We start from the raw sequence: 22,280 nt of genomic DNA on the forward strand, positions 1-22,280 counted from the left end.
AGTGTCGAAAACAGAGAAGGACTGGCGCCCCTCTCTGTCATGACTAAGTATGATTACTCGACAACTAGGTCGCCAAAGTAAGGCATTACCATTGGGTTCACGATGTCTGCGGCTTTCACGTTAGACTTCGCACCCCACGCTTCACTTTGCCAGTGTAGCGGTACGAATGCAGCATCGTTGTATAGCGTCGCTTCGACACCTTTCAGCATTGCTGCACGTTTCGCAGGGTCCGTCTCTACGTTTGCAGCTTCAACTACTTTGTCCATTTCTGGGTTTGAGTAGTGACCACAGTTGTACTGACCACGACCGGTTTCTTCGTTACGAGTCATGGTTAGGAACTCGTTGAAGTTTGCCGAGTCCTCTGTATCCGAGTGCCAACCAATCATCAGCATGTCTGCCGCACACTTATCAAACTCAGGCCAGTATTGCGCTTTAGGCATGGTTTTCAGATCAACCTTGATGCCAATCTTAGACAACATTGCCGCCGCCGCTTGCGCTACTTTCGCATCGTTTACGTAGCGGTTGTTTGGCGCAATCATAGTTAGAGTCAGGCCGTCTTCGTAACCCGCTTCTTTCATCAGTTGTTTTGCTTTCTTCAGATCGTAGCGAGGTACTAGCTTGTCATCGTGACCAACGTAGCCAGTTGGACTCTGCTGACCAGCTGCAGTAGCGAAGCCTTTCATGATTTTCTTAACGATGCCTTCGTTGTTGATTGCGTGAACAATCGCTTGGCGAACGCGAACATCTTTCAGTGCTTCGTTGCTGTTTTGGTTTAGTTGGAACGTGATGATACGAGTACCTGGTAGCGTGACTAGATCGATGCCGTCTGCGTCTTTCACACGTTTGTGATCGTTTGGTGCTACCGGGTGAATCATGTCAACGCCGCCAGAAAGTAGCGCAGCTACACGAGTCGCGTCTTCTTTGATTGGTACAAGCGTTAGCTTATCAACGTTACCTTTCGACTCTTTGTCCCAGTAATCTTTAAAGCGTTCAAATTCCACTTTTACGCCCTGTTCACGTGAAGTCACAATGAATGGACCCGTGCCAGATACGTTAGTCGATGCAAATGAGTTACCGTGCTTCACTAGCTCAGACTTGTCTTTACCGTCTGCTGTTTTACCCGTGTAGAACTTGCTGTCCATAGGGAAAATGTACGTTGCAGTTTGCAGCACAAGTGGGTAAGGACCTTTGGTTACAAGATCGAACGTGTTGTCGTCCACTTTGACGATTTTCTCGTACGGGTCGAAAATGTTTTTAAAATCAGGAGAACTTTGTAGACGCTCAAACGTCCATACAACGTCGTCAGCCGTTAGGGTATTACCAGAGTGGAATTTCACACCTTCACGCAATTTAAAACGAACGGTAGTGTCGTTAATGCGCTCCCAGCTCTCTGCTAGACGAGGTTCGAAATCCATTTTTTGAGTAAAGCGAACCAACGGATCAAATACCATGTGTGACATTTGCAGTGTGCCACCTGATAGCTGCTCATGTGGGTCAAGCGATACTGGGTCAGCTGCGTAGCCAACTTTGATATCTGCAGCCAGTGCATTAAAGCTTAGGCCCGCCGCCATTAGCGCCACTGCTAATTTGCTTTTCATGGTTTTCATTTGCATAACTCCTTCATGCGGGGATACGGATCCCTTGTTGTTGTGTTTGCGTCTTTGTTATGACTAAAGGTTAGCCAAGCGAGGTGCTTGGTTTATGCCGTCTCGATCTCTTCTCGCAAGCCTGTAAATTCAGGCATCAGAGAAATCAATTTTTTGCTGTATTCGTGTTGGGGTGCCGTAAATAACTGTTCTGTTGGTGCCACTTCTAAAAGTGTACCCATTTGCATCACACCTACTCGGTCACACATCTGACGAATAACAGGTAAATCGTGGCTGATAAACAACATAGTCAAGTTCAGCTCACTTTGCAGATCTTTCAGCAAGTTTAAAATTTGTGCCTGTACCGATACGTCCAGTGCCGATGTCGGTTCATCACAAATCAAAAGTCGAGGACGAGTCGCCAACGCACGCGCAATAGAAATACGCTGACGCTGACCACCGGAGAATTCATGAGGGTACTTAAGCCCAGCCATACGACCCAAACCAACATGATCGAGAAGGTCATTCACGATTTGGCGAGTTTCCGACTCGTTTTTCGTCAGTTTATGAAAACGGATTGGCTCAGCAATAATATCGAATACCTTCATACGAGGGTTCATTGAGGTATACGGGTTTTGGAACACCATCTGCATTTGACGACGCATTGGGCGGCGTTCTTTCTCAGAGGTTAAAGCTGTCAGGTCAATACCCTCAAACTTCACCTGACCAGAGTTAGGTTGGTATAAACCAGCAATGACTCGCGCAATGGTTGATTTTCCAGAGCCAGACTCACCCACCAAACCAAAGGTTTCGCCTTCATGCACTTCAAAGCTCACATTATTGGATGCCTGCACGTATTCGCGACGGCTTTCAAATAAAGAGTCTTTGGTGACAAAGCGCAGATTAACGTTCTTCACGTCCAAAAGCGGGCCTGTGTACTCGCGCTCATCCTGGCTTTGTCCTAGCCAGTGATTCTTGATGTCGAGTGGCTCCATTTCTGCCGCTTCTTCGATGTAGCTGACCAAAGGGAAGCGATCGAGCTTTCTGTCTGAACGTGGAACGGCTGAAATTAGGCTGCGAGTATAGGAGTGATCAGGATCGCCCAACACTTTGGCTGTTGGTCCAAACTCCACCAAGTCACCACGATACATTACCGCGACGCGGTCAGTGACGTTGGAGACCACACCCATATCGTGAGTAACCAGCATACAGCCGACATTATTCTTGATACACAATTCTCGGATCAAGTTGAGGATTTGGTCTTGGATAGAAACGTCCAGTGCCGTAGTTGGCTCATCGGCGATGATCAGATCTGGCTCACCAGCCAAAGCAATCGCAATGACGACACGCTGACGCATACCACCAGAGAATTGGTGTGGGTATTGTTTTAAGCGGTTTTCTGGCTGCGGGATGCCAACTTGCTGCATTAGAGAAAGCGCACGCTGATACGCCTCTTCATCAGAGACTTTCATGTTGGCGTGGATCGTCTCTTTCAGTTGCTGCTCAACCGTAAAAAGTGGGTTAAGTGAGGTCATTGGATCTTGGAAAATAAAACCAATCTTCGATCCGCGAACCTTACGCATCGCTTCTGGTGATAAACCAGAAATTTTTTCTCCATCCAAGAAAACATCGCCGCTAGCAACGCGACCTGGAGGGCTAAGCAAATCAATAACGGCGTTACCAACGGTGGATTTACCCGCACCTGATTCGCCAACAACACCCACGATTTCACCACGTTCAATATGAAAAGAAAGTGACTTCACGGCAGCGTGAACGCCGTGTCGGGATGGGTATTCAATACGAAGGTTTTTCACTTCTAATAGTGACATTTCAGACCTCTACTGCCTTGTCTGTGGTATCGAATCGCGCCAAAGGCACCATTCATCACCTGAATGAATCCGTTCAAATTCAGAATAATACTCTGAAATCTTAATGCGGAAACAATTTGGCAAAAATCACACAAAAAAGCAACAATTAAAGTATATTCCGCCGAGAAAACATTAAATAAACGCACAATGAGCGAATAAAAATGCATTAACAAGTATTTAACCATTTTCATATCACACTATTTTTGTGCGCCATGCACCAATAAAACTAGAAAAATGCTCTAAAAAATAAGCACGAGCCAACCAGGACCATTAACCATACTATTCATGTGCAATTATTAACATTTAACAAACAATATCGTATGCGAAAAGCAATTTTTCAACATAAAAAACTATTAATAAAATAGTCGGCAAATATAAAAAGCCAAACTTAGAAAGAGAAAGGATAGGCTAAAACGTGAACACAACAGCAAAACCACACAAATCCTCTGTCGACGACGATTATGCGCCGCTTAAGCGGTTTGTTGACTAAACAAAAGAAAGTGCGGTTACCATCAATCTCCCATTGTAGGTGAAACACGTCGGTTTTAACCCTTTACGGAACAATTCAGAGTGGGATAATAGATAATCAATGTTAGAGCCAAGCTGTAAATGAAAGGAGCCCCTGTGCTTAAAGCGATTTTTTTTGATATGGACGAGACTTTATGTGCGACGTCACAAGCCGATAAAGTTGCAGGACAAAAGTTTACGACTTGGATTCATAAGACCTACCCGCAAGTTACCGAACCACAAGCTTTCTTACAGCGCTACTTACAGGGTGTGTACAAGAAGCTGAATGCGGAATTCCCTCACCTTGTGGCTCTGCTACCTGATGAAAACGCGTTCCGTTGTGGCCTGATCCAAAACATATTGGCGGAGCACGGAGTCAGCATTAATACCGAAGAGGCTCAACAAGCTCAAGACTACTTTGACTCTGCACGTATGGGCGCGTTCACTTTCTTCCCTGGTGTAAAAGAAATGCTCAGCGACCTTCGTCAGCATTATAAACTCGTCGTGATCACTAACGGCCCGATTTTTTCTCAACACCCTAAACTCAGCGCGACACAGATGAGCGACTGGGTGGACCATATTATTGTGGGGGGAGAAGAGCCTGAAGAGAAGCCCGCTGCGAGCATTTTCCAAAAAGCGCTCGACTTGGTCGAAGTAAAACCAGAAGAAGCCCTACACATTGGCGACTCTTTACCAGCAGATATAGCAGGCGCTAACAATATGGGCATTTTGAGTGTGTGGGTAAATGCGACAGGCGCAAGTAACTCAACAGATATAACGCCAAATTTTGAAATCCAAGAAACGGTAGAGCTGAGAGAAATCCTTAAAACACTCGCCCAATAAAAGTAGCGGATTAGAAAAACACAAAACCCCAGACGTCGTTCTGGGGTTTATTTTGTCAGCTCGAAAAGCATTTGGATCATAGGTGGTCAAAAGCCCCTAGAGCTGTACACTTTTGGTGAAATTGAAATCGAATGCAGATGCTTTTAAGAGGATAGATGCAAAAAAGCCCCAGTCTTTCGACTGGGGCTCTAAATAGCGGTCGGTGAAGAGCCGAATTCTAACTTCAGGCGAACCCCACTTGGGTTCAAATCCATTGATACATTACCGACTAATACAGTCCAAGCGAGATCATAAACTCTAAAACGACGAAAGCCTGCTAAAAAGCAGGCTTTCTAATAGTGGTCGGTGAAGAGGGATTCGAACCCCCGACCCTCTGGTCCCAAACCAGATGCGCTACCAAACTGCGCTATTCACCGAGCATATATTCTTTAAATAAAGAATGGGGTGGCTAACGAGACTTGAACTCGCGACAACCGGAATCACAATCCGGGGCTCTACCAACTGAGCTATAGCCACCATCAAATTGTCATGTTTACCGCTATCTCAGCCATAAACTAAATAGTGGTCGGTGAAGAGGGATTCGAACCCCCGACCCTCTGGTCCCAAACCAGATGCGCTACCAAACTGCGCTATTCACCGACGATGTTTTATCTTGATTTAATCAAGATTGGGAGCAATGCTACCGCATTCAATCTAAAAAAGAAAGAATGGGGTGGCTAACGAGACTTGAACTCGCGACAACCGGAATCACAATCCGGGGCTCTACCAACTGAGCTATAGCCACCACTGATTTTTACCGATGTATCCTCCGAGGCAATGGTACGCCCGAAAGGATTCGAACCTTCGACCTTTGGCTCCGGAGGCCAACGCTCTATCCAACTGAGCTACGGGCGCATGCCCTATCGGCGGAGTGGAATAATACGGATATCACACTATGCCGTCTAGTACTTTTTTTACTTTTTTTATCGTTTGGTCTCTTTTTCGACAGTTATCTTCCTTTAAACTGAATTTTTGATGTGATTCACGCCCTGTCATGGATAACTTGTTGTTTATTGCAACAAGTTATCGGGATATAATCACCCATTATTTACATTGATTTAACAGCTGCAACCAAGTTGTCTAATCATTCTATGCCATTCAGTGGAATTTAGTGATTTCTCTGCTCGGCATTAATACTCTAACTATATAAATAGGTAAGTCACTTACCTCGGGAATGTGAAGTGGGTTTAATGGATATGTCTCGACAAATGATTAGCGTTTTGTTCGCTGCCTTAACGTTTTCTACGGCAGCTTTAGCTTCTGACATCAGCCAAACTGAATACGATGCGATCGCAGAACGCATCCAACCTGTCGGTGATGTTTATCTAGCGGGTTCTGAGCCAGTGAAAGAAGAACCAACCGGTCCACGTGATGGCGCCACAGTTTATGGTACTTTTTGTATTGCTTGTCACGCATCTGGTGTAAACGGCGCACCTAAAACAGGTAATGCCGATGACTGGGCACCGCGTATTGCACAAGGCAAAGAGACGTTAGTGAAGCACGCGTTAGAAGGCTTCAATGCGATGCCTGCCAAAGGAACCTGTATGGACTGTTCTGACGATGAAATCATCGCAGCAATCGACCACATGATTGAAGGTCTATAAGTAAAGACATCAACGAAAAAGGCTTGCCAACTGGCAAGCCTTTTTGTTTTTAGTCAGTGAGCACAAGGTTACTCTATTTCTTAAACATTGCTCGAATATTGGCAATGTGTGCCTGACCTTTCGCCATACGCTCTTCTGCTGATACTGGCTTTTTATTGGCTTCCCATTCAACGTCATCAAATGGCAACTCATCCAAAAATCGGCTTTGAGTCGGTTTTATCAACTCGCCGAACTGTCGACGCTCTTTGCACATAGTGAAAGTCAGTTCACGCTGCGCACGGGTAATGCCAACATACATCAGACGACGCTCTTCTTCGACGTTGTCTTCATCAATACTGGTTTGGTGCGGTAAAATACCTTCTTCAGACCCAATTAGGTATACATATGGGAACTCAAGGCCTTTTGATGCGTGCAGCGTCATCAGTTGTACTGCATCGCTGTCTTCATCTTCTTCGCCACGTTCCATCATGTCACGCAAGGTCAAACGCTGAACGACCTCTTTTAACGTTTTCTCTTCTTGATCGTAGTTGTCACCTTCTAGGTCCGCCACTATCCAGGAGTAAAGATCAGAAACGTTCTTCATTCGCATTTCAGCGGCTTTCGGGCTTGCTGAAGTTTCGTATAGCCAATCTTCATAATGGATATCGCGAACTAGCGAGCGAACCGCTTCGACGGTATCACCACGCTCAGCTTGGTCAGCAATCGCCACTAACCATTGGGTGAAACGACGTAAATTTTCCAGGCCGCGTCCCGTTAAGTGCTGTTCGAGCCCCATTTCAAAACTCGACTCAAACAGGCTCTTCCCACGCATATTGGCATAACTGCCTAGCTTTTCTAAAGTTACTGGGCCAATTTCACGTCGTGGTGTATTCACAATGCGTAAGAATGCATTGTCGTCATCTGGGTTAACCAAAACGCGCAAATACGCCATGATGTCTTTAATTTCTGCTCGTGCAAAAAACGAGGTGCCACCAGAAATTTTATACGGCACACGGTTTTGCATTAGAGACTTTTCAATTAAGCGTGATTGGTGGTTACCACGGTACAAAATTGCGTAATCACGATAGTCGGTTCGATTCAAGAATTTGTGTGCAATCAACTCCCCCGTGACACGCTCAGCCTCATGCTCTTCATTTTTAGCCAACAACACTTTGAGTTTTTCACCGTCAGGAATTTCTGAGAATAAGGACTTCTCATAGACGTGAGGGTTATTGGCTATCAAAATGTTGGCCGCACGCAGGATTCGACTCGTTGAGCGGTAGTTTTGCTCCAACTTAATCAATCGCAAATTCGGGTAATCTTCACCCAGCAAGACTAGATTCTGAGGTTTCGCACCACGCCATGAATAAATGGACTGGTCATCATCTCCTACGACCGTCAATCGCCCACGTTCACCGACGATTAATTTCACCAACTCATATTGACTCGTGTTGGTATCTTGGTACTCATCGACCAACAGATAGCGGATACGGTTCTGCCAACGTTGACGAACGTCTTCATGATTGCGCAAGAGTAAGACGGGCATCAAAATTAGGTCATCAAAATCGAGCGCGTTATAGGCTTTCATTTGCTTTTGGTACATATCAAAGCAGAACGCAAACAATTGTTGCTGCTCACCTTGCGCACGCGCTTTGGCTTGCTCTGGCGTCAACATGTCGTTTTTCCAGTTGGAAATACAACTCAGAAGCTGACGTAGCAGATCTTTATCACCATCAAGCTGCTTTTCGGTAAGTTCCTTGAGTAGCGCCAGTTGGTCTTGGTCATCAAACAGTGAAAAGCCCGCTTTTAACCCTAAATGCTTGTATTCGCGTTTGATGATGTTTAATCCCAAGGTGTGGAACGTTGATACCATCAAACCTTTAGACTCGGCTTTCCCCAACGTTTGGCCGACACGTTCTTTCATTTCACGCGCCGCTTTGTTGGTAAACGTCACCGCTGCAATATTACGCGCTTTGTAGCCACATTGCTGAACCAGATAAGCGATTTTATTGGTAATAACACGAGTTTTGCCCGAGCCAGCACCAGCTAGCACTAGGCATGGACCAGACACGTATTTCACGGCTTCATCTTGACTAGGGTTCAGCTTCATAGAAATTCTCTGCGGGTGATAAATGTGGCGCCTATGATAAAGGGGTGGCCTCGTGAAAGCTACGCTGATTTCTTGTAATTTTCATACCAACAAGCGCAACATTCTGTTGCATAAAAGGCGGGTATTTGAGCTATAATGAATGAACGTTCATTCACTAGTGGTAGGATTATGAAGGATAACCCTGCTGTAGATAAGCGAGAACAAATCTTAGTCGCTGCAGAGCAACTCATTGCTGAATCGGGCTTTCAAGGGCTTTCCATGCAAAAGCTCGCCAATGAAGCAGGTGTCGCAGCAGGAACGATTTATCGTTATTTCTCAGATAAAGAACATCTTTTGGAGGAGTTACGCCTTAACGTTGCAAAGCGCGTCGCTACGGCTGTGCAACTGGGCGTGAGTGAAGAGATGCCTTTAAAACAGCGATATCGAACCATGTGGCTCAATATTTGGAATCTAGCGAGCTCGAATTTAAATGCGCTCAGCAATCGAGTTCAATATGAGTCTCTACCCTGTTCAAATAGTAGCAAAGCTCGGGAACTTGAAAGACAAATGTTTGCCCAAGTAGATCTTCTTTTTAATCAGGGGAAAGAAGAGGGCGTATTCAAGCCTCTCGATAACGAAGTGCTTTCTGGATTGAGTTTTGAGGCAAGTGTTGCACTTGCTAGGAAACACGCTTTGGGATTTTATCAACTGGATAAGGCGGCATTAGAAGCTGCTATTGAAGCCAGTTGGGATGCAATTATTAAACACTAACTTGGAGTTCTTAATAGAATGAAAAAGTGGACTTTCTTTATGTTACTTATCGCCGTTCTCTTGTTCGGCAGCGTGATAGGTTTCAATTTATTTAAGCAACAAAAGATTGCTGAATACATGGCAAACCGTCCTGAACCAGAGTTCCCAGTAACCGTGACGGAAGTACAAGCGGTTGATTGGGTACCAGTGATCGAGGCTATCGGTTTTATCGAACCAAACCAAGGTGTGACGGTCGCAAACGAAACCAGTGGTGTTATCGACAAAATCGCATTTGATTCCGGCACTCAAGTCAAAGCAGGTCAGCCATTAGTACTGCTTGACTCTGACGTTGAGAAAGCGAATTTAAAGAGCTCGCAAGCCAAGTTGCCAGCAGCAGAAGCGAAATACAAACGCTACCAAGGGCTATTTAAAAAAGGCTCTATTTCTAAAGAAGCGTATGACGAAGCAGAAGCGAACTACTTCTCCTTAAAAGCGGACATTGAAAGCTTGAAAGCGACCATCGACCGACGCGAGATCAAAGCGCCATTTGATGGTGTAGTAGGTATTCGTAACGTGTATCTAGGTCAGTACCTACAAGCGGGTACCGATATTGTTCGCCTGGAAGACACCAGCGTGATGCGCTTACGCTTTACCGTGCCGCAAACCGATATTTCACGTATCAATATCGACCAAGAAGTGGATATCTTCGTGGATGCCTACCCAGATCAGCCTTTCAAAGGTTCAATTTCTGCAATTGAGCCTGCGGTTAACGTACAAAGTGGCTTGATTCAGGTTCAAGCAGATATCCCTAACAGTGATGGCAAACTGCGTAGTGGTATGTTCGCACGTGCAAACATCATTCTGCCTAAATTAGAAAATCAGGTCACTCTGCCTCAAACTGCGATCACGTTTACGCTATACGGCGACAATGTTTACATCGTAACGGAAGAAGATGGCGAGAAACGCGTTAAGCAGCATGTGGTAAAAGTTGGCGAACGCTCTAAAGATATCGCACACATTCTAGAAGGCGTGAAGCCAGGTGATGTAGTGGTGACATCGGGTCAAGTCCGTTTAAGTAACCACGCAAAAGTAAGCATTGTTGAAAGCGATGCAACTACCCCACCTGCTGAAACACCAATGCTTTAAGTTGGAGGCATCATGCGCTTTACAGATGTTTTTATAAAACGTCCAGTTTTAGCGGTATCGATCAGTTTTTTGATTGCATTGCTTGGTTTGCAAGCCGTGTTCAAAATGCAAGTTCGTGAATACCCTGAAATGACGAATACAGTGGTCACCGTGACCACCAGTTACTACGGTGCAAGTGCCAACTTGATCCAGGGCTTTATTACTCAGCCCTTGGAGCAAGCGGTGGCGCAAGCCGATAATATTGATTATATGACCTCGCAATCGGTGTTAGGTAAATCAACCATTACTGTCAACATGAAGTTGAATACCGACCCAAACGCGGCATTGGCTGACATCTTAGCGAAAACTAACTCGGTACGTTCCCAGCTTCCAAAAGAAGCCGAAGACCCGACCGTAACCATGTCGACCGGTTCTACTACCGCGGTATTGTATATTGGTTTTACCAGTGACGAGTTGTCTTCCAGCCAGATCACCGACTACCTTGAGCGTGTAATCAACCCACAGCTATTCACTGTAAATGGTGTATCAAAAGTTGACCTTTACGGTGGTATGAAATACGCGCTGCGCGTATGGCTAGATCCAGCCAAAATGGGCGCATTAAAGCTAACGGCAACGGATGTGATGAGCGTTCTTAACGCCAATAACTACCAATCTGCGACGGGTCAAGCGACGGGTGAGTTCGTGCTTTATAACGGCAGCGCGGATACTCAGGTATCAAACGTTGCTGAGCTTGAAGCGTTGGTCGTAAAAACGGGTGAAGGGGACGTTATTCGCTTAGGTGATATCGCGAAGGTAACACTTGAGAAGAGTCACGACGTTTACCGTGCAAGTGCAAACGGCCAAGAAGCAGTGGTTGCTGCAATCAACGCCGCGCCAAGTGCCAACCCAATCAACATCGCTGCTGATGTGCTTGAATTATTACCTCAACTTGAGCGCAACTTACCAAGTAACATCAAAATGAACGTGATGTACGACTCTACCATTGCGATCAACGAGTCAATTCACGAAGTAGTGAAAACGATTCTTGAAGCGGCAATTATCGTACTTGTAGTGATCACACTGTTCCTAGGTTCGTTCCGTGCGGTCATCATTCCTATCGTCACTATTCCACTCTCTTTGATTGGTGTAGCGATGGTTATGCAGGCAATGGGCTTCTCTTGGAACTTGATGACACTACTGGCGATGGTACTTGCCATCGGTCTGGTGGTGGATGACGCGATCGTGGTACTAGAAAACGTGGATCGTCATATCAAAGAGGGCGAATCACCATTCCGTGCAGCAATCATTGGTACTCGTGAAATTGCAGTGCCAGTTATTGCTATGACATTAACGCTAGGTGCAGTATACGCACCAATCGCGTTGATGGGTGGTATTACAGGATCGTTGTTCAAAGAGTTCGCTTTAACGCTAGCAGGTTCGGTATTTGTGTCCGGTATCATCGCTTTAACGCTATCACCTATGATGTGTTCAAAGATGCTGAAGGCGAACGAAAAACCGAGCAAGTTTGAGCAAAAAGTTCATCATATCCTTGATGGCATGACTAGTCGCTATGAGAAAATGCTTACAGCAGTCATGGCTCACCGTCCTGTTGTAATTGCATTTGCGATAATTGTATTTGCGAGCTTACCGATTCTATTTAAGTTTATTCCTAGTGAGCTGGCGCCGTCCGAAGATAAAGGTGTGGTTGTTCTGATGGGTACCGCACCATCAAACGCGAACTTGGACTACATCCAAAACACCATGGATGACGTGAATAAGATTCTCTCTGATCAGCCAGAAGTAGAATACGCTCAGGTATTTAACGGTGTGCCAAACTCAAACCAAGCGTTTGGTCTAGCAACATTGAAGCCATGGAGTGAACGAGAAGCAAGTCAATCTGAAATCACAAAACGTGTGGGAGGCCTAGTTTCAAGTGTCCCAGGTATGTCTGTCACTGCGTTCCAAATGCCAGAACTGCCTGGTGCGGGCTCAGGCCTACCTGTCCAGTTTGTAATTACGACACCAAATAGCTTCGAAAGCTTGTTTACTATCGCTAGCGATATCCTGACCGATGTTGCAAGTAGTCCAATGTTTGTCTACTCCGATCTGGACCTGAACTACGATTCAGCAACCATGAAGATTAAGATCGATAAAGACAAAGCGGGTGCCTATGGTGTGACCATGCAAGATATTGGTATCACTCTCAGCACCATGATGGCTGATGGTTATGTTAACCGTATCGACCTTAACGGCCGCTCATATGAAGTGATTCCTCAAGTTGAACGTAAATGGCGTCTAAACCCAGAGTCGATGAAGAACTACTATGTGCGTTCTGTTGATGGTAAAGCCGTCCCACTAAGCAGCTTGATTACGATTGATGTGATAGCAGAGCCTCGCTCTTTGCCACACTTCAACCAGCTAAACTCCGCGACGGTAGGTGCGGTGCCATCGCCTAACGTTGCTATGGGTGATGCAATTAACTGGTTTGAAGACATCGCACAAACCAAACTGCCTGCAGGCTATAACCACGATTACATGGGCGAATCTCGTCAGTTTGTAACGGAAGGTAGTGCCTTGTATGCAACCTTTGGTCTTGCACTTGCGATCATCTTCCTCGTTCTGGCGATTCAATTTGAATCACTCCGCGACCCTATTGTCATCATGGTATCTGTACCGCTAGCAATATGTGGTGCCTTGATCGCGTTGGCGTGGGGTACGGCCTCAATGAACATCTACTCGCAGGTTGGTTTGATCACGCTGGTCGGCCTAATCACCAAGCACGGCATCTTGATCTGTGAAGTAGCCAAAGAAGAGCAGTTACATAATAAACTGTCTCGTATTGATGCGGTGATGGAGGCTGCGAAAGTGCGTCTTCGCCCTATCCTAATGACAACCGCAGCAATGATCGCAGGTCTGATCCCGCTGATGTACGCTACCGGTGCAGGTGCCGCGCAACGTTTCAGTATCGGTATCGTAATCGTTGCTGGTCTAGCAATTGGTACATTGTTCACACTATTCGTACTACCTGTGATTTACAGCTACCTAGCAGAAAAACACAAACCACTGCCAGTATTTGTTGAAGACAAAGACTTGGAGAAGTTGGCACGAGTTGATGAAGCGAAAGCAGCCCACCGTGAATTAGCGGATAACAGATAAGCTTTTAAGGCATTCAAAAAGGTCACTTCGGTGACCTTTTTTATTGCCGCTCTCTTTTTTGCCATCTAAATGGCGACTTTCACGTATCATTTACTTAAAATGAGGACAAATCAAAAGGAGTTTTAGCCACTATGTTTGACCCAAAGAAATTAGAGCAAATTGCTAAACAGATTCACGACTCAATGCCTCAACCTGTAAAAGAGTTGGGCTCTGATGTTGATCAGAAAGTTCGTCAAGTAATCCAAGGCCAACTAAACAAGCTAGATGTTGTAAGTCGTGAAGAGTTTGATGTTCAAACTCAAGTTTTACTACGTACACGTCAAAAGCTAACAGAAATGGAACAGAAATTGGCGGAGCTTGAAGAGAAGCTTGCAGAAAAATAAGTGTTAAAACGCTCCTCATAAAGGAGCGTTTTTTTATTCGGATTAAACCGACTTGTTTCATAAGTGGCTAAAAAGAAAAAGCTTGGTCAACGGCGACCAAGCTTTTTGATTAGATGTCGTGTTTTTGTATTTACCGACTCCAGTCTGGCCAGAGTTCATTTAATATTTTCTCTTCCTTGCAGCAAAGAAAATTAGCCGCCCACCGCGATACGCTTCATATCAGTCATATAACCACGTAGTTCTTCACCGATATATTCTACAGGGTGGTTGCGGATTGTTTCATTCACAGCGATAAGAGTCGCGTTATCCACTTGGTTAGACGTTTCACCTAGACCTTTACCAATGACGTCTGTACTAACAGAAGGCATGAATTTTTCACGCAGTAGCGGCGTTGCTACATTAGCAAATAGGTAGTTACCATATTCAGCCGTATCAGAGATAACCACGTTCATCTCGTATAAACGCTTACGTGCGATAGTGTTTGCGATAAGTGGCAGCTCGTGTAGAGACTCGTAGTAAGCAGACTCATCGATGATGCCAGAAGCGGTCATCGCTTCAAATGCTAGCTCAACACCCGCACGAACCATAGCAACCATCAGGATACCGTTATCGAAGTACTCCTGCTCAGAAATTTCTACGTCAGTTTCTGGGTAGTTTTCGAAAGCAGTTTCACCCGTTTCTGCACGCCAGCCTAGTAGGTTTGCATCGTCGTTTGCCCAGTCAGCCATCATCGTGCTAGAGAAGTGACCTGTGATGATGTCATCCATGTGCTTGTTGTATAGCGGACGCATCAGCTCTTTTAGCTCTTCAGAAAGTTCAAATGCTTTTACTTTCGCAGGGTTAGTTAGGCGATCCATCATATGAGTGATACCACCAAACTTCAGAGCTTCCGTGATCGTTTCCCAGCCGTATTGAAGAAGCTTGCCTGCGTAGCCAGGTTCGATACCGTCAGCAATCATCTTCTCGTAACATACGATAGAACCAGCCTGCAACATGCCACAAAGGATAGTTTGCTCACCCATTAGGTCAGATTTCACCTCAGCAACAAAAGAAGACTCTAGACAGCCTGCACGGTGACCACCTGTTGCTGCAGCCCAAGCTTTCGCGATATCCCAACCTTCACCTTTTGGGTCGTTCTCTGGGTGAACAGCGATAAGAGTTGGAACACCGAAACCACGCTTGTACTCTTCACGAACTTCCGTGCCCGGGCACTTAGGTGCAACCATTACTACTGTTAGGTCTTTACGGATTTGCATGCCCTCTTCAACAACGTTGAAGCCGTGTGAGTAACCTAGCGCTGCGCCTTTTTTCATTAGCGGCATTACCGTCTCAACAACGTTTGTGTGCTGCTTATCAGGAGTAAGGTTTACTACTAAGTCAGCTTGTGGAATTAGCGTTTCGTAGCTACCTACCTCAAAACCGTTGTCTTTTGCGTTTTTGAATGACTGGCGTTGCTCATCAATCGCTGCTTGGCGAAGCGCATAAGCAACGTCTAGACCAGAGTCACGCATATTCAGACCTTGGTTAAGACCTTGAGCACCACAACCTACGATGACCACTTTCTTGCCTTTTAAGTAATCCGCTTCTGAAGCAAATTCGCTACGGTCCATAAAGCGACAACGACCTAATTGGTCCAACTGCTCGCGCAAGTTTAAGGTATTGAAATAATTAGCCATCTGGGTGCTCCTTTAAGATTCTTCCATTGAGGTCGGTAATTGCCTTACCGAATAACTTCATACTAAAACAGACATTAAATTGCTTAAAGTGATATATTCACAATTAGTTATTGCAATTTGTGCAACATGGAAATGAAGATTTAATGAATATCAAAAGCCTGCAACTTTTTATTCATCTGTGTGAGAGTAAAAGTTTCGCTAAGACCGCAGCAGCGATGCATGTGAGTCCTTCAGCCTTGAGCAGACAAGTACAAAAGCTAGAGGAAGAAACTGGCCAACAATTATTTTTGCGGGACAATCGCAGTGTTGATTTAACGAGCCAAGGCAAAAAACTGGTTCCTGTCGCCTTAAAAATTCTTGGCGAATGGCAGCAGTACCAAAGTCACCTAAAGGGAGCAGAGGACGAGTTGAAAGGAGAAATCCGTCTCTTTTGTTCGGTTACTGCAAGCTACAGCCACCTGCCAGAGTTAATCTCTGATTTTCGTCTGCAGCATCCTTTTATCGAATTTAAGCTATCAACCGGCGATCCAGCTCAAGCGATCGACAAAATTCTAGCAGATGAAGCCGATATTGCCATCTCAGCCAAATCTGAGCAGATGCCAAGCAAAATCGCATTTGAAACGATCAGTGAAATACCGCTTTCTGTCATCGCTCCTGTCGGCGTGAGTTCATTTGCGGAGGAGCTACAAAAAGAAAGACCAAACTGGTCAGTCATTCCATTCATTCTCCCAGAAGCAGGGACAGCAAGAGATAGAGCCAATACTTGGCTCAAACAAATGAAAATAAAGCCGAATATCTACGCGCAAACGTCAGGGCATGAAGCCATCGTAAGTATGGTTGCACTAGGATGCGGTGTAGGTATCGCACCTGATGTCGTGATCAACAATAGCCCGGTGAGAGAGAAGATAAATCGCTTAAAAGTGTTGCCAATTAAGCCTTTTGAACTTGGTGTCTGCTGCAACAAAAATCAGTTAGAGAATCCATTAGTGAAGGCTTTTTGGAAAGTGGCAGAGAGTAAATACATTACACCTTAACGATAGATGTTTTGAGTTCTGAGTGCTTAGGTAATTTTCAAAACCCAGAAACGCAAAAAAGCCCACTCTTTCGAGTGGGCTTTTTCAAATTTAAAGCCTGGCGATGTCCTACTCTCACATGGGGAAGCCCCACACTACCATCGGCGCTATTTCGTTTCACTTCTGAGTTCGGCATGGAAATCAGGTGGGTCCAAAACGCTATGGTCGCCAAGCAAATTCTTTATCAATTTGCTCGCAAATTCAAACGCACTTTAGTGCGGCCCTTTAGGGTGAGATTTGCTTGCAAATCGAATAATTCGGAAAGCTGTTTTCGTTCTTACACATTCAATGTTCTTTCATTGAGTCCATCAAAACCCCTTGGGTGTTGTATGGTTAAGCCTCACGGGCAATTAGTACAGGTTAGCTCAACGCCTCACAACGCTTACACACCCTGCCTATCAACGTCGTAGTCTACGACAACCCTTTAGGATACTTAAAGTATCAGGGAGAACTCATCTCAAGGCTCGCTTCCCGCTTAGATGCTTTCAGCGGTTATCGATCCCGAACTTAGCTACCGGGCAATGCGTCTGGCGACACAACCCGAACACCAGAGGTTCGTCCACTCCGGTCCTCTCGTACTAGGAGCAGCCCCTTTCAATTCTCCAACGCCCACGGCAGATAGGGACCGAACTGTCTCACGACGTTCTAAACCCAGCTCGCGTACCACTTTAAATGGCGAACAGCCATACCCTTGGGACCGACTTCAGCCCCAGGATGTGATGAGCCGACATCGAGGTGCCAAACACCGCCGTCGATATGAACTCTTGGGCGGTATCAGCCTGTTATCCCCGGAGTACCTTTTATCCGTTGAGCGATGGCCCTTCCATTCAGAACCACCGGATCACTATGACCTGCTTTCGCACCTGCTCGAATTGTCATTCTCGCAGTCAAGCGGGCTTATGCCATTGCACTAACCTCACGATGTCCAACCGTGATTAGCCCACCTTCGTGCTCCTCCGTTACGCTTTGGGAGGAGACCGCCCCAGTCAAACTACCCACCAGGCACTGTCCGCAACCCCGATAAGGGGTCGACGTTAGAACATCAACACTACAAGGGTGGTATTTCAAGGACGGCTCCACGCAATCTAGCGACTGCGCTTCAAAGCCTCCCACCTATCCTACACATGTAGGGTCAATGTTCAGTGCCAAGCTGTAGTAAAGGTTCACGGGGTCTTTCCGTCTAGCCGCGGGTACACTGCATCTTCACAGCGATTTCAATTTCACTGAGTCTCGGGTGGAGACAGCGTGGCCATCATTACGCCATTCGTGCAGGTCGGAACTTACCCGACAAGGAATTTCGCTACCTTAGGACCGTTATAGTTACGGCCGCCGTTTACCGGGGCTTCGATCAAGAGCTTCGACCGAAGTCTAACCCCATCAATTAACCTTCCGGCACCGGGCAGGCGTCACACCGTATACGTCATCTTGCGATTTTGCACAGTGCTGTGTTTTTAATAAACAGTTGCAGCCACCTGGTATCTGCGACTCTCAATAGCTCCATCCGCGAGGGACTTCACCGTCGAGAGCGTACCTTCTCCCGAAGTTACGGTACCATTTTGCCTAGTTCCTTCACCCGAGTTCTCTCAAGCGCCTTGGTATTCTCTACCCGACCACCTGTGTCGGTTTGGGGTACGATTCCTTACAATCTGAAGCTTAGAGGCTTTTCCTGGAAGCATGGCATCAATGACTTCACATCCGTAGATGCTCGACGTCGTGTCTCAGCCTTAAAGAGAGCCGGATTTACCTAACTCTCAAGCCTACGCACTTGAACCTGGACAACCGTCGCCAGGCCCACCTAGCCTTCTCCGTCCCCCCATCGCAATTGTAAGAAGTACGGGAATATTAACCCGTTTCCCATCGACTACGCCTTTCGGCCTCGCCTTAGGGGTCGACTTACCCTGCCCCGATTAACGTTGGACAGGAACCCTTGGTCTTCCGGCGAGGAGGTTTTTCACCCCCTTTATCGTTACTCATGTCAGCATTCGCACTTCTGATACGTCCAGCATGCGTTACCACACACCTTCAACCGCTTACAGAACGCTCCCCTACCCAATGCACTAAAGTGCATTGCCGCAGCTTCGGTTTACTACTTAGCCCCGTTACATCTTCCGCGCAGGCCGACTCGACCAGTGAGCTATTACGCTTTCTTTAAATGATGGCTGCTTCTAAGCCAACATCCTGGCTGTCTGAGCCTTCCCACATCGTTTCCCACTTAGTAGTAATTTGGGACCTTAGCTGGCGGTCTGGGTTGTTTCCCTCTCCACGACGGACGTTAGCACCCGCCGTGTGTCTCCCGGATAGTACTTACTGGTATTCGGAGTTTGCAAAGGGTTGGTAAGTCGGGATGACCCCCTAGCCTTAACAGTGCTCTACCCCCAGTAGTATTCGTCCGAGGCGCTACCTAAATAGCTTTCGGGGAGAACCAGCTATCTCCAGGTTTGATTGGCCTTTCACCCCTAGCCACAAGTCATCCGCTAATTTTTCAACATTAGTCGGTTCGGTCCTCCAGTTGATGTTACTCAACCTTCAACCTGCCCATGGCTAGATCACCTGGTTTCGGGTCTATATCCAGAGACTGAACGCCCAGTTAAGACTCGGTTTCCCTACGGCTCCCCTAGATGGTTAACCTTGCCACTGAATATAAGTCGCTGACCCATTATACAAAAGGTACGCAGTCACAGGACAAGCCTGCTCCTACTGCTTGTACGTACACGGTTTCAGGTTCTATTTCACTCCCCTCACAGGGGTTCTTTTCGCCTTTCCCTCACGGTACTGGTTCACTATCGGTCAGTCAGTAGTATTTAGCCTTGGAGGATGGTCCCCCCATATTCAGACAGGATATCACGTGTCCCGCCCTACTCGATTTCACTGAATATGCGTCGTCAGTTACGGGGCTATCACCCTGTATCGCCAAGCTTTCCAGCTTGTTCACCTAACGCCTATAAAGCTTAAGGGCTAATCCAATTTCGCTCGCCGCTACTTTCGGAATCTCGGTTGATTTCTTTTCCTCGGGGTACTTAGATGTTTCAGTTCCCCCGGTTCGCCTCGTTATGCTATGTATTCACATAACGATACTTACTTATGTAAGTGGGTTTCCCCATTCGGAAATCCCAGACTCAAGTGGTTTTTACTACCTAATCTGGGCTTATCGCAAGTTAATACGTCCTTCATCGCCTCTGACTGCCAAGGCATCCACCGTGTACGCTTAGTCACTTAACCATACAACCCGAAGGAGTTTCGAGTTGATAATCAAATCACCAAAGTTGTCTCTCATTATTTGAATGAGCGAGAGACATTTCGATTTTGCCGGACTCAAATTCCAAGAACACTTGAATGTGTTATTAGTTGTATTCATAAATGAATACTTTGAGAACTTTACAAACAACAATAAATTGTTGTTTTGTCAGCTTTCCAAATTGTTAAAGAGCTATGTTTCTTCACAAGGAAGTTACATTTTCTAAAGACTTTCAGAGTCAAAAATGCCAACCAGTATCAATTGCTTGTTCTGGTTTGGACGTTTTATTCCAAAAATACTTAGAGAATGGTGGGCGATACCGGGCTCGAACCAGTGACCCCCTGCTTGTAAGGCAGGTGCTCTCCCAACTGAGCTAATCGCCCACATTATTTTGATTTCCGTGGAAGGAAATGGTGGGTCGTGCAGGATTCGAACCTGCGACCAATTGATTAAAAGTCAACTGCTCTACCAACTGAGCTAACGACCCAATGGTATCCCGTAGGGGAGTCGAACCCCTGTTACCGCCGTGAAAGGGCGGTGTCCTAGGCCTCTAGACGAACGGGACACTAAGTGAACATCTTGGGGGATGTTCTATCTCTTAAATTTCATAAACCATATCAATCTGTGTGAACACTCATCGCAATAATCATCGTATAAGGAGGTGATCCAGCGCCAGGTTCCCCTAGCGCTACCTTGTTACGACTTCACCCCAGTCATGAACCACAAAGTGGTAAGCGTCCCCCCGAAGGTTAAACTACCTACTTCTTTTGCAGCCCACTCCCATGGTGTGACGGGCGGTGTGTACAAGGCCCGGGAACGTATTCACCGTGGCATTCTGATCCACGATTACTAGCGATTCCGACTTCATGGAGTCGAGTTGCAGACTCCAATCCGGACTACGACGCACTTTTTGGGATTCGCTCACTTTCGCAAGTTGGCCGCCCTCTGTATGCGCCATTGTAGCACGTGTGTAGCCCTACTCGTAAGGGCCATGATGACTTGACGTCGTCCCCACCTTCCTCCGGTTTATCACCGGCAGTCTCCCTGGAGTTCCCGACATTACTCGCTGGCAAACAAGGATAAGGGTTGCGCTCGTTGCGGGACTTAACCCAACATTTCACAACACGAGCTGACGACAGCCATGCAGCACCTGTCTCAGAGTTCCCGAAGGCACCAATCCATCTCTGGAAAGTTCTCTGGATGTCAAGAGTAGGTAAGGTTCTTCGCGTTGCATCGAATTAAACCACATGCTCCACCGCTTGTGCGGGCCCCCGTCAATTCATTTGAGTTTTAATCTTGCGACCGTACTCCCCAGGCGGTCTACTTAACGCGTTAGCTCCGAAAGCCACGGCTCAAGGCCACAACCTCCAAGTAGACATCGTTTACGGCGTGGACTACCAGGGTATCTAATCCTGTTTGCTCCCCACGCTTTCGCATCTGAGTGTCAGTATCTGTCCAGGGGGCCGCCTTCGCCACTGGTATTCCTTCAGATCTCTACGCATTTCACCGCTACACCTGAAATTCTACCCCCCTCTACAGTACTCTAGTCTGCCAGTTTCAAATGCTATTCCGAGGTTGAGCCCCGGGCTTTCACATCTGACTTAACAAACCACCTGCATGCGCTTTACGCCCAGTAATTCCGATTAACGCTCGCACCCTCCGTATTACCGCGGCTGCTGGCACGGAGTTAGCCGGTGCTTCTTCTGTCGCTAACGTCAAACAACGCCGCTATTAACGACGCCGCCTTCCTCACGACTGAAAGTGCTTTACAACCCGAAGGCCTTCTTCACACACGCGGCATGGCTGCATCAGGCTTGCGCCCATTGTGCAATATTCCCCACTGCTGCCTCCCGTAGGAGTCTGGACCGTGTCTCAGTTCCAGTGTGGCTGATCATCCTCTCAGACCAGCTAGGGATCGTCGCCTTGGTGAGCCCTTACCTCACCAACTAGCTAATCCCACCTAGGCATATCCTGACGCGAGAGGCCCGAAGGTCCCCCTCTTTGGCCCGTAGGCATCATGCGGTATTAGCCATCGTTTCCAATGGTTATCCCCCACATCAGGGCAATTTCCTAGGCATTACTCACCCGTCCGCCGCTCGACGCCGTTATCGTTCCCCGAAGGTTCAGATAACTCGTTTCCGCTCGACTTGCATGTGTTAGGCCTGCCGCCAGCGTTCAATCTGAGCCATGATCAAACTCTTCAATTTAAGATTTTGTTCGGCTCAATGAATACTGAACATTACATAAAGTAATGTTTGAATTGACTGTGCTGAATCCGAAGATTCAATGGTCACTTCGTTTCATTGAAACCTAATTTGATACCGAAGTATCGAATTGGATTATCGTCAACGAGTGCCCACACAGATT

The 22,280-nt window shown here is 46.6% G+C and carries 11 protein-coding genes, 8 tRNA genes and 3 rRNA genes; 7 read left to right on the top strand and 15 right to left on the bottom strand.

Features of this window, described 5'->3' with window-relative positions:
• Window positions 1-53: 53 nt before the first annotated feature.
• Together FR741_RS15145 and FR741_RS15150 are read right to left on the bottom strand one after the other, a co-directional pair.
• Window positions 54-1,607 (bottom strand): ABC transporter substrate-binding protein, encoded by a 1,554-nt coding sequence (locus FR741_RS15145; protein ID WP_046874194.1) that lies wholly within the window; start codon window positions 1,605-1,607, stop codon window positions 54-56.
• Between the two features lie 92 nt (window positions 1,608-1,699).
• Window positions 1,700-3,415, bottom strand: a complete 1,716-nt coding sequence (locus FR741_RS15150) for a dipeptide ABC transporter ATP-binding protein (protein WP_005379108.1) — start codon at window positions 3,413-3,415, stop codon at window positions 1,700-1,702.
• A gap of 663 nt (window positions 3,416-4,078) precedes the next feature.
• Between FR741_RS15150 and FR741_RS15155 the strand changes: the two genes are divergently transcribed.
• A complete protein-coding gene (locus FR741_RS15155; protein WP_053808541.1) occupies window positions 4,079-4,804 on the top strand; it encodes an HAD family hydrolase in 726 nt (241 codons plus the stop codon).
• A 339-nt stretch (window positions 4,805-5,143) separates the two neighbouring features.
• Here the strand turns inward: FR741_RS15155 and FR741_RS15160 are convergent.
• From FR741_RS15160 to FR741_RS15180, 5 genes are all read right to left on the bottom strand, one after another.
• Window positions 5,144-5,220 (bottom strand) — tRNA-Pro (locus FR741_RS15160).
• A 24-nt stretch (window positions 5,221-5,244) separates the two neighbouring features.
• A tRNA-His gene (locus tag FR741_RS15165) sits at window positions 5,245-5,320 on the bottom strand.
• Between the two features lie 46 nt (window positions 5,321-5,366).
• Window positions 5,367-5,443, bottom strand: a tRNA-Pro gene (locus FR741_RS15170).
• 69 nt (window positions 5,444-5,512) lie between these two features.
• Window positions 5,513-5,588: transfer RNA gene (locus FR741_RS15175), tRNA-His, on the bottom strand.
• A 33-nt stretch (window positions 5,589-5,621) separates the two neighbouring features.
• A tRNA-Arg gene (locus tag FR741_RS15180) sits at window positions 5,622-5,698 on the bottom strand.
• Window positions 5,699-6,033: 335 nt separating this feature from the next.
• Here FR741_RS15180 and FR741_RS15185 point away from each other — a divergent pair.
• Window positions 6,034-6,447 carry a c-type cytochrome gene (locus FR741_RS15185; RefSeq protein ID WP_012841248.1) on the top strand — a complete coding sequence of 138 codons (414 nt, stop codon included), beginning with the start codon at window positions 6,034-6,036 and terminating at the stop codon, window positions 6,445-6,447.
• Between the two features lie 73 nt (window positions 6,448-6,520).
• On the opposite strand, the gene rep is transcribed toward FR741_RS15185, so the two are convergent.
• Window positions 6,521-8,536 (bottom strand): DNA helicase Rep, encoded by a 2,016-nt coding sequence (gene rep, locus FR741_RS15190; protein ID WP_109168649.1) that lies wholly within the window; start codon window positions 8,534-8,536, stop codon window positions 6,521-6,523.
• A 168-nt stretch (window positions 8,537-8,704) separates the two neighbouring features.
• Here rep and FR741_RS15195 point away from each other — a divergent pair, with 168 nt between their 5' ends.
• From FR741_RS15195 to ubiK, 4 genes are all read left to right on the top strand, one after another.
• Complete coding sequence (locus tag FR741_RS15195) at window positions 8,705-9,286, top strand: TetR/AcrR family transcriptional regulator (RefSeq protein ID WP_005398171.1); 582 nt, start codon at window positions 8,705-8,707, stop codon at window positions 9,284-9,286.
• An 18-nt stretch (window positions 9,287-9,304) separates the two neighbouring features.
• Complete coding sequence (gene vmeC, locus FR741_RS15200; RefSeq protein ID WP_005398173.1) at window positions 9,305-10,411, top strand: multidrug efflux RND transporter periplasmic adaptor subunit VmeC; 1,107 nt, start codon at window positions 9,305-9,307, stop codon at window positions 10,409-10,411.
• 12 nt (window positions 10,412-10,423) lie between these two features.
• Window positions 10,424-13,546 carry a multidrug efflux RND transporter permease subunit VmeD gene (vmeD, locus tag FR741_RS15205; protein ID WP_167427045.1) on the top strand — a complete coding sequence of 1,041 codons (3,123 nt, stop codon included), beginning with the start codon at window positions 10,424-10,426 and terminating at the stop codon, window positions 13,544-13,546.
• Between the two features lie 131 nt (window positions 13,547-13,677).
• A complete protein-coding gene (gene ubiK, locus FR741_RS15210; RefSeq protein WP_005398178.1) occupies window positions 13,678-13,929 on the top strand; it encodes a ubiquinone biosynthesis accessory factor UbiK in 252 nt (83 codons plus the stop codon).
• A 191-nt stretch (window positions 13,930-14,120) separates the two neighbouring features.
• On the opposite strand, the gene ilvC is transcribed toward ubiK, so the two are convergent.
• Window positions 14,121-15,605 (bottom strand): ketol-acid reductoisomerase, encoded by a 1,485-nt coding sequence (ilvC, locus tag FR741_RS15215; protein WP_167427046.1) that lies wholly within the window; start codon window positions 15,603-15,605, stop codon window positions 14,121-14,123.
• Window positions 15,606-15,748: 143 nt separating this feature from the next.
• On the opposite strand from ilvC, the gene ilvY reads away from it, so the two are divergent.
• Window positions 15,749-16,639: an HTH-type transcriptional activator IlvY gene (gene ilvY / locus FR741_RS15220; RefSeq protein WP_104971105.1), complete on the top strand. Its 891-nt coding sequence runs from the start codon at window positions 15,749-15,751 to the stop codon at window positions 16,637-16,639.
• Between the two features lie 95 nt (window positions 16,640-16,734).
• Here the strand turns inward: ilvY and rrf are convergent.
• The 6 genes from rrf to FR741_RS15250 all read right to left on the bottom strand — a co-directional run bounded on the left by rrf (window position 16,735) and on the right by FR741_RS15250 (window position 22,120).
• Window positions 16,735-16,851, bottom strand: a 5S ribosomal RNA gene (rrf, locus tag FR741_RS15225).
• Window positions 16,852-17,007: 156 nt separating this feature from the next.
• A 23S ribosomal RNA gene (locus FR741_RS15230) occupies window positions 17,008-19,897 on the bottom strand.
• Between the two features lie 323 nt (window positions 19,898-20,220).
• Window positions 20,221-20,296, bottom strand: a tRNA-Val gene (locus tag FR741_RS15235).
• Window positions 20,297-20,324: 28 nt separating this feature from the next.
• Window positions 20,325-20,400, bottom strand: a tRNA-Lys gene (locus FR741_RS15240).
• A gap of 2 nt (window positions 20,401-20,402) precedes the next feature.
• Window positions 20,403-20,478, bottom strand: a tRNA-Glu gene (locus FR741_RS15245).
• An 89-nt stretch (window positions 20,479-20,567) separates the two neighbouring features.
• Window positions 20,568-22,120, bottom strand: a 16S ribosomal RNA gene (locus FR741_RS15250).
• Together the 16S, 23S and 5S rRNA genes with 3 tRNA genes alongside form the textbook arrangement of a ribosomal RNA operon.
• Window positions 22,121-22,280: the final 160 nt, after the last annotated feature.

The organism is Vibrio diabolicus (genome assembly GCF_011801455.1).
Classification (GTDB): Bacteria; Pseudomonadota; Gammaproteobacteria; order Enterobacterales; family Vibrionaceae; genus Vibrio; species Vibrio diabolicus.

Excerpts from the sequence above, each read along its gene's own strand:
- FR741_RS15145 (WP_046874194.1), bottom strand. The coding sequence starts at position 1,607 with ATGAAAACCATGAAAAGCAAATTAGCAGTGGCGCTAATGGCGGCGGGC.
- FR741_RS15150 (WP_005379108.1), bottom strand. The coding sequence starts at position 3,415 with ATGTCACTATTAGAAGTGAAAAACCTTCGTATTGAATACCCATCCCGA.
- FR741_RS15185 (WP_012841248.1), top strand. The coding sequence starts at position 6,034 with ATGGATATGTCTCGACAAATGATTAGCGTTTTGTTCGCTGCCTTAACG.
- rep (WP_109168649.1), bottom strand. The coding sequence starts at position 8,536 with ATGAAGCTGAACCCTAGTCAAGATGAAGCCGTGAAATACGTGTCTGGT.
- FR741_RS15195 (WP_005398171.1), top strand. The coding sequence starts at position 8,705 with ATGAAGGATAACCCTGCTGTAGATAAGCGAGAACAAATCTTAGTCGCT.
- vmeC (WP_005398173.1), top strand. The coding sequence starts at position 9,305 with ATGAAAAAGTGGACTTTCTTTATGTTACTTATCGCCGTTCTCTTGTTC.
- vmeD (WP_167427045.1), top strand. The coding sequence starts at position 10,424 with ATGCGCTTTACAGATGTTTTTATAAAACGTCCAGTTTTAGCGGTATCG.
- ubiK (WP_005398178.1), top strand. The coding sequence starts at position 13,678 with ATGTTTGACCCAAAGAAATTAGAGCAAATTGCTAAACAGATTCACGAC.
- ilvC (WP_167427046.1), bottom strand. The coding sequence starts at position 15,605 with ATGGCTAATTATTTCAATACCTTAAACTTGCGCGAGCAGTTGGACCAA.
- ilvY (WP_104971105.1), top strand. The coding sequence starts at position 15,749 with ATGAATATCAAAAGCCTGCAACTTTTTATTCATCTGTGTGAGAGTAAA.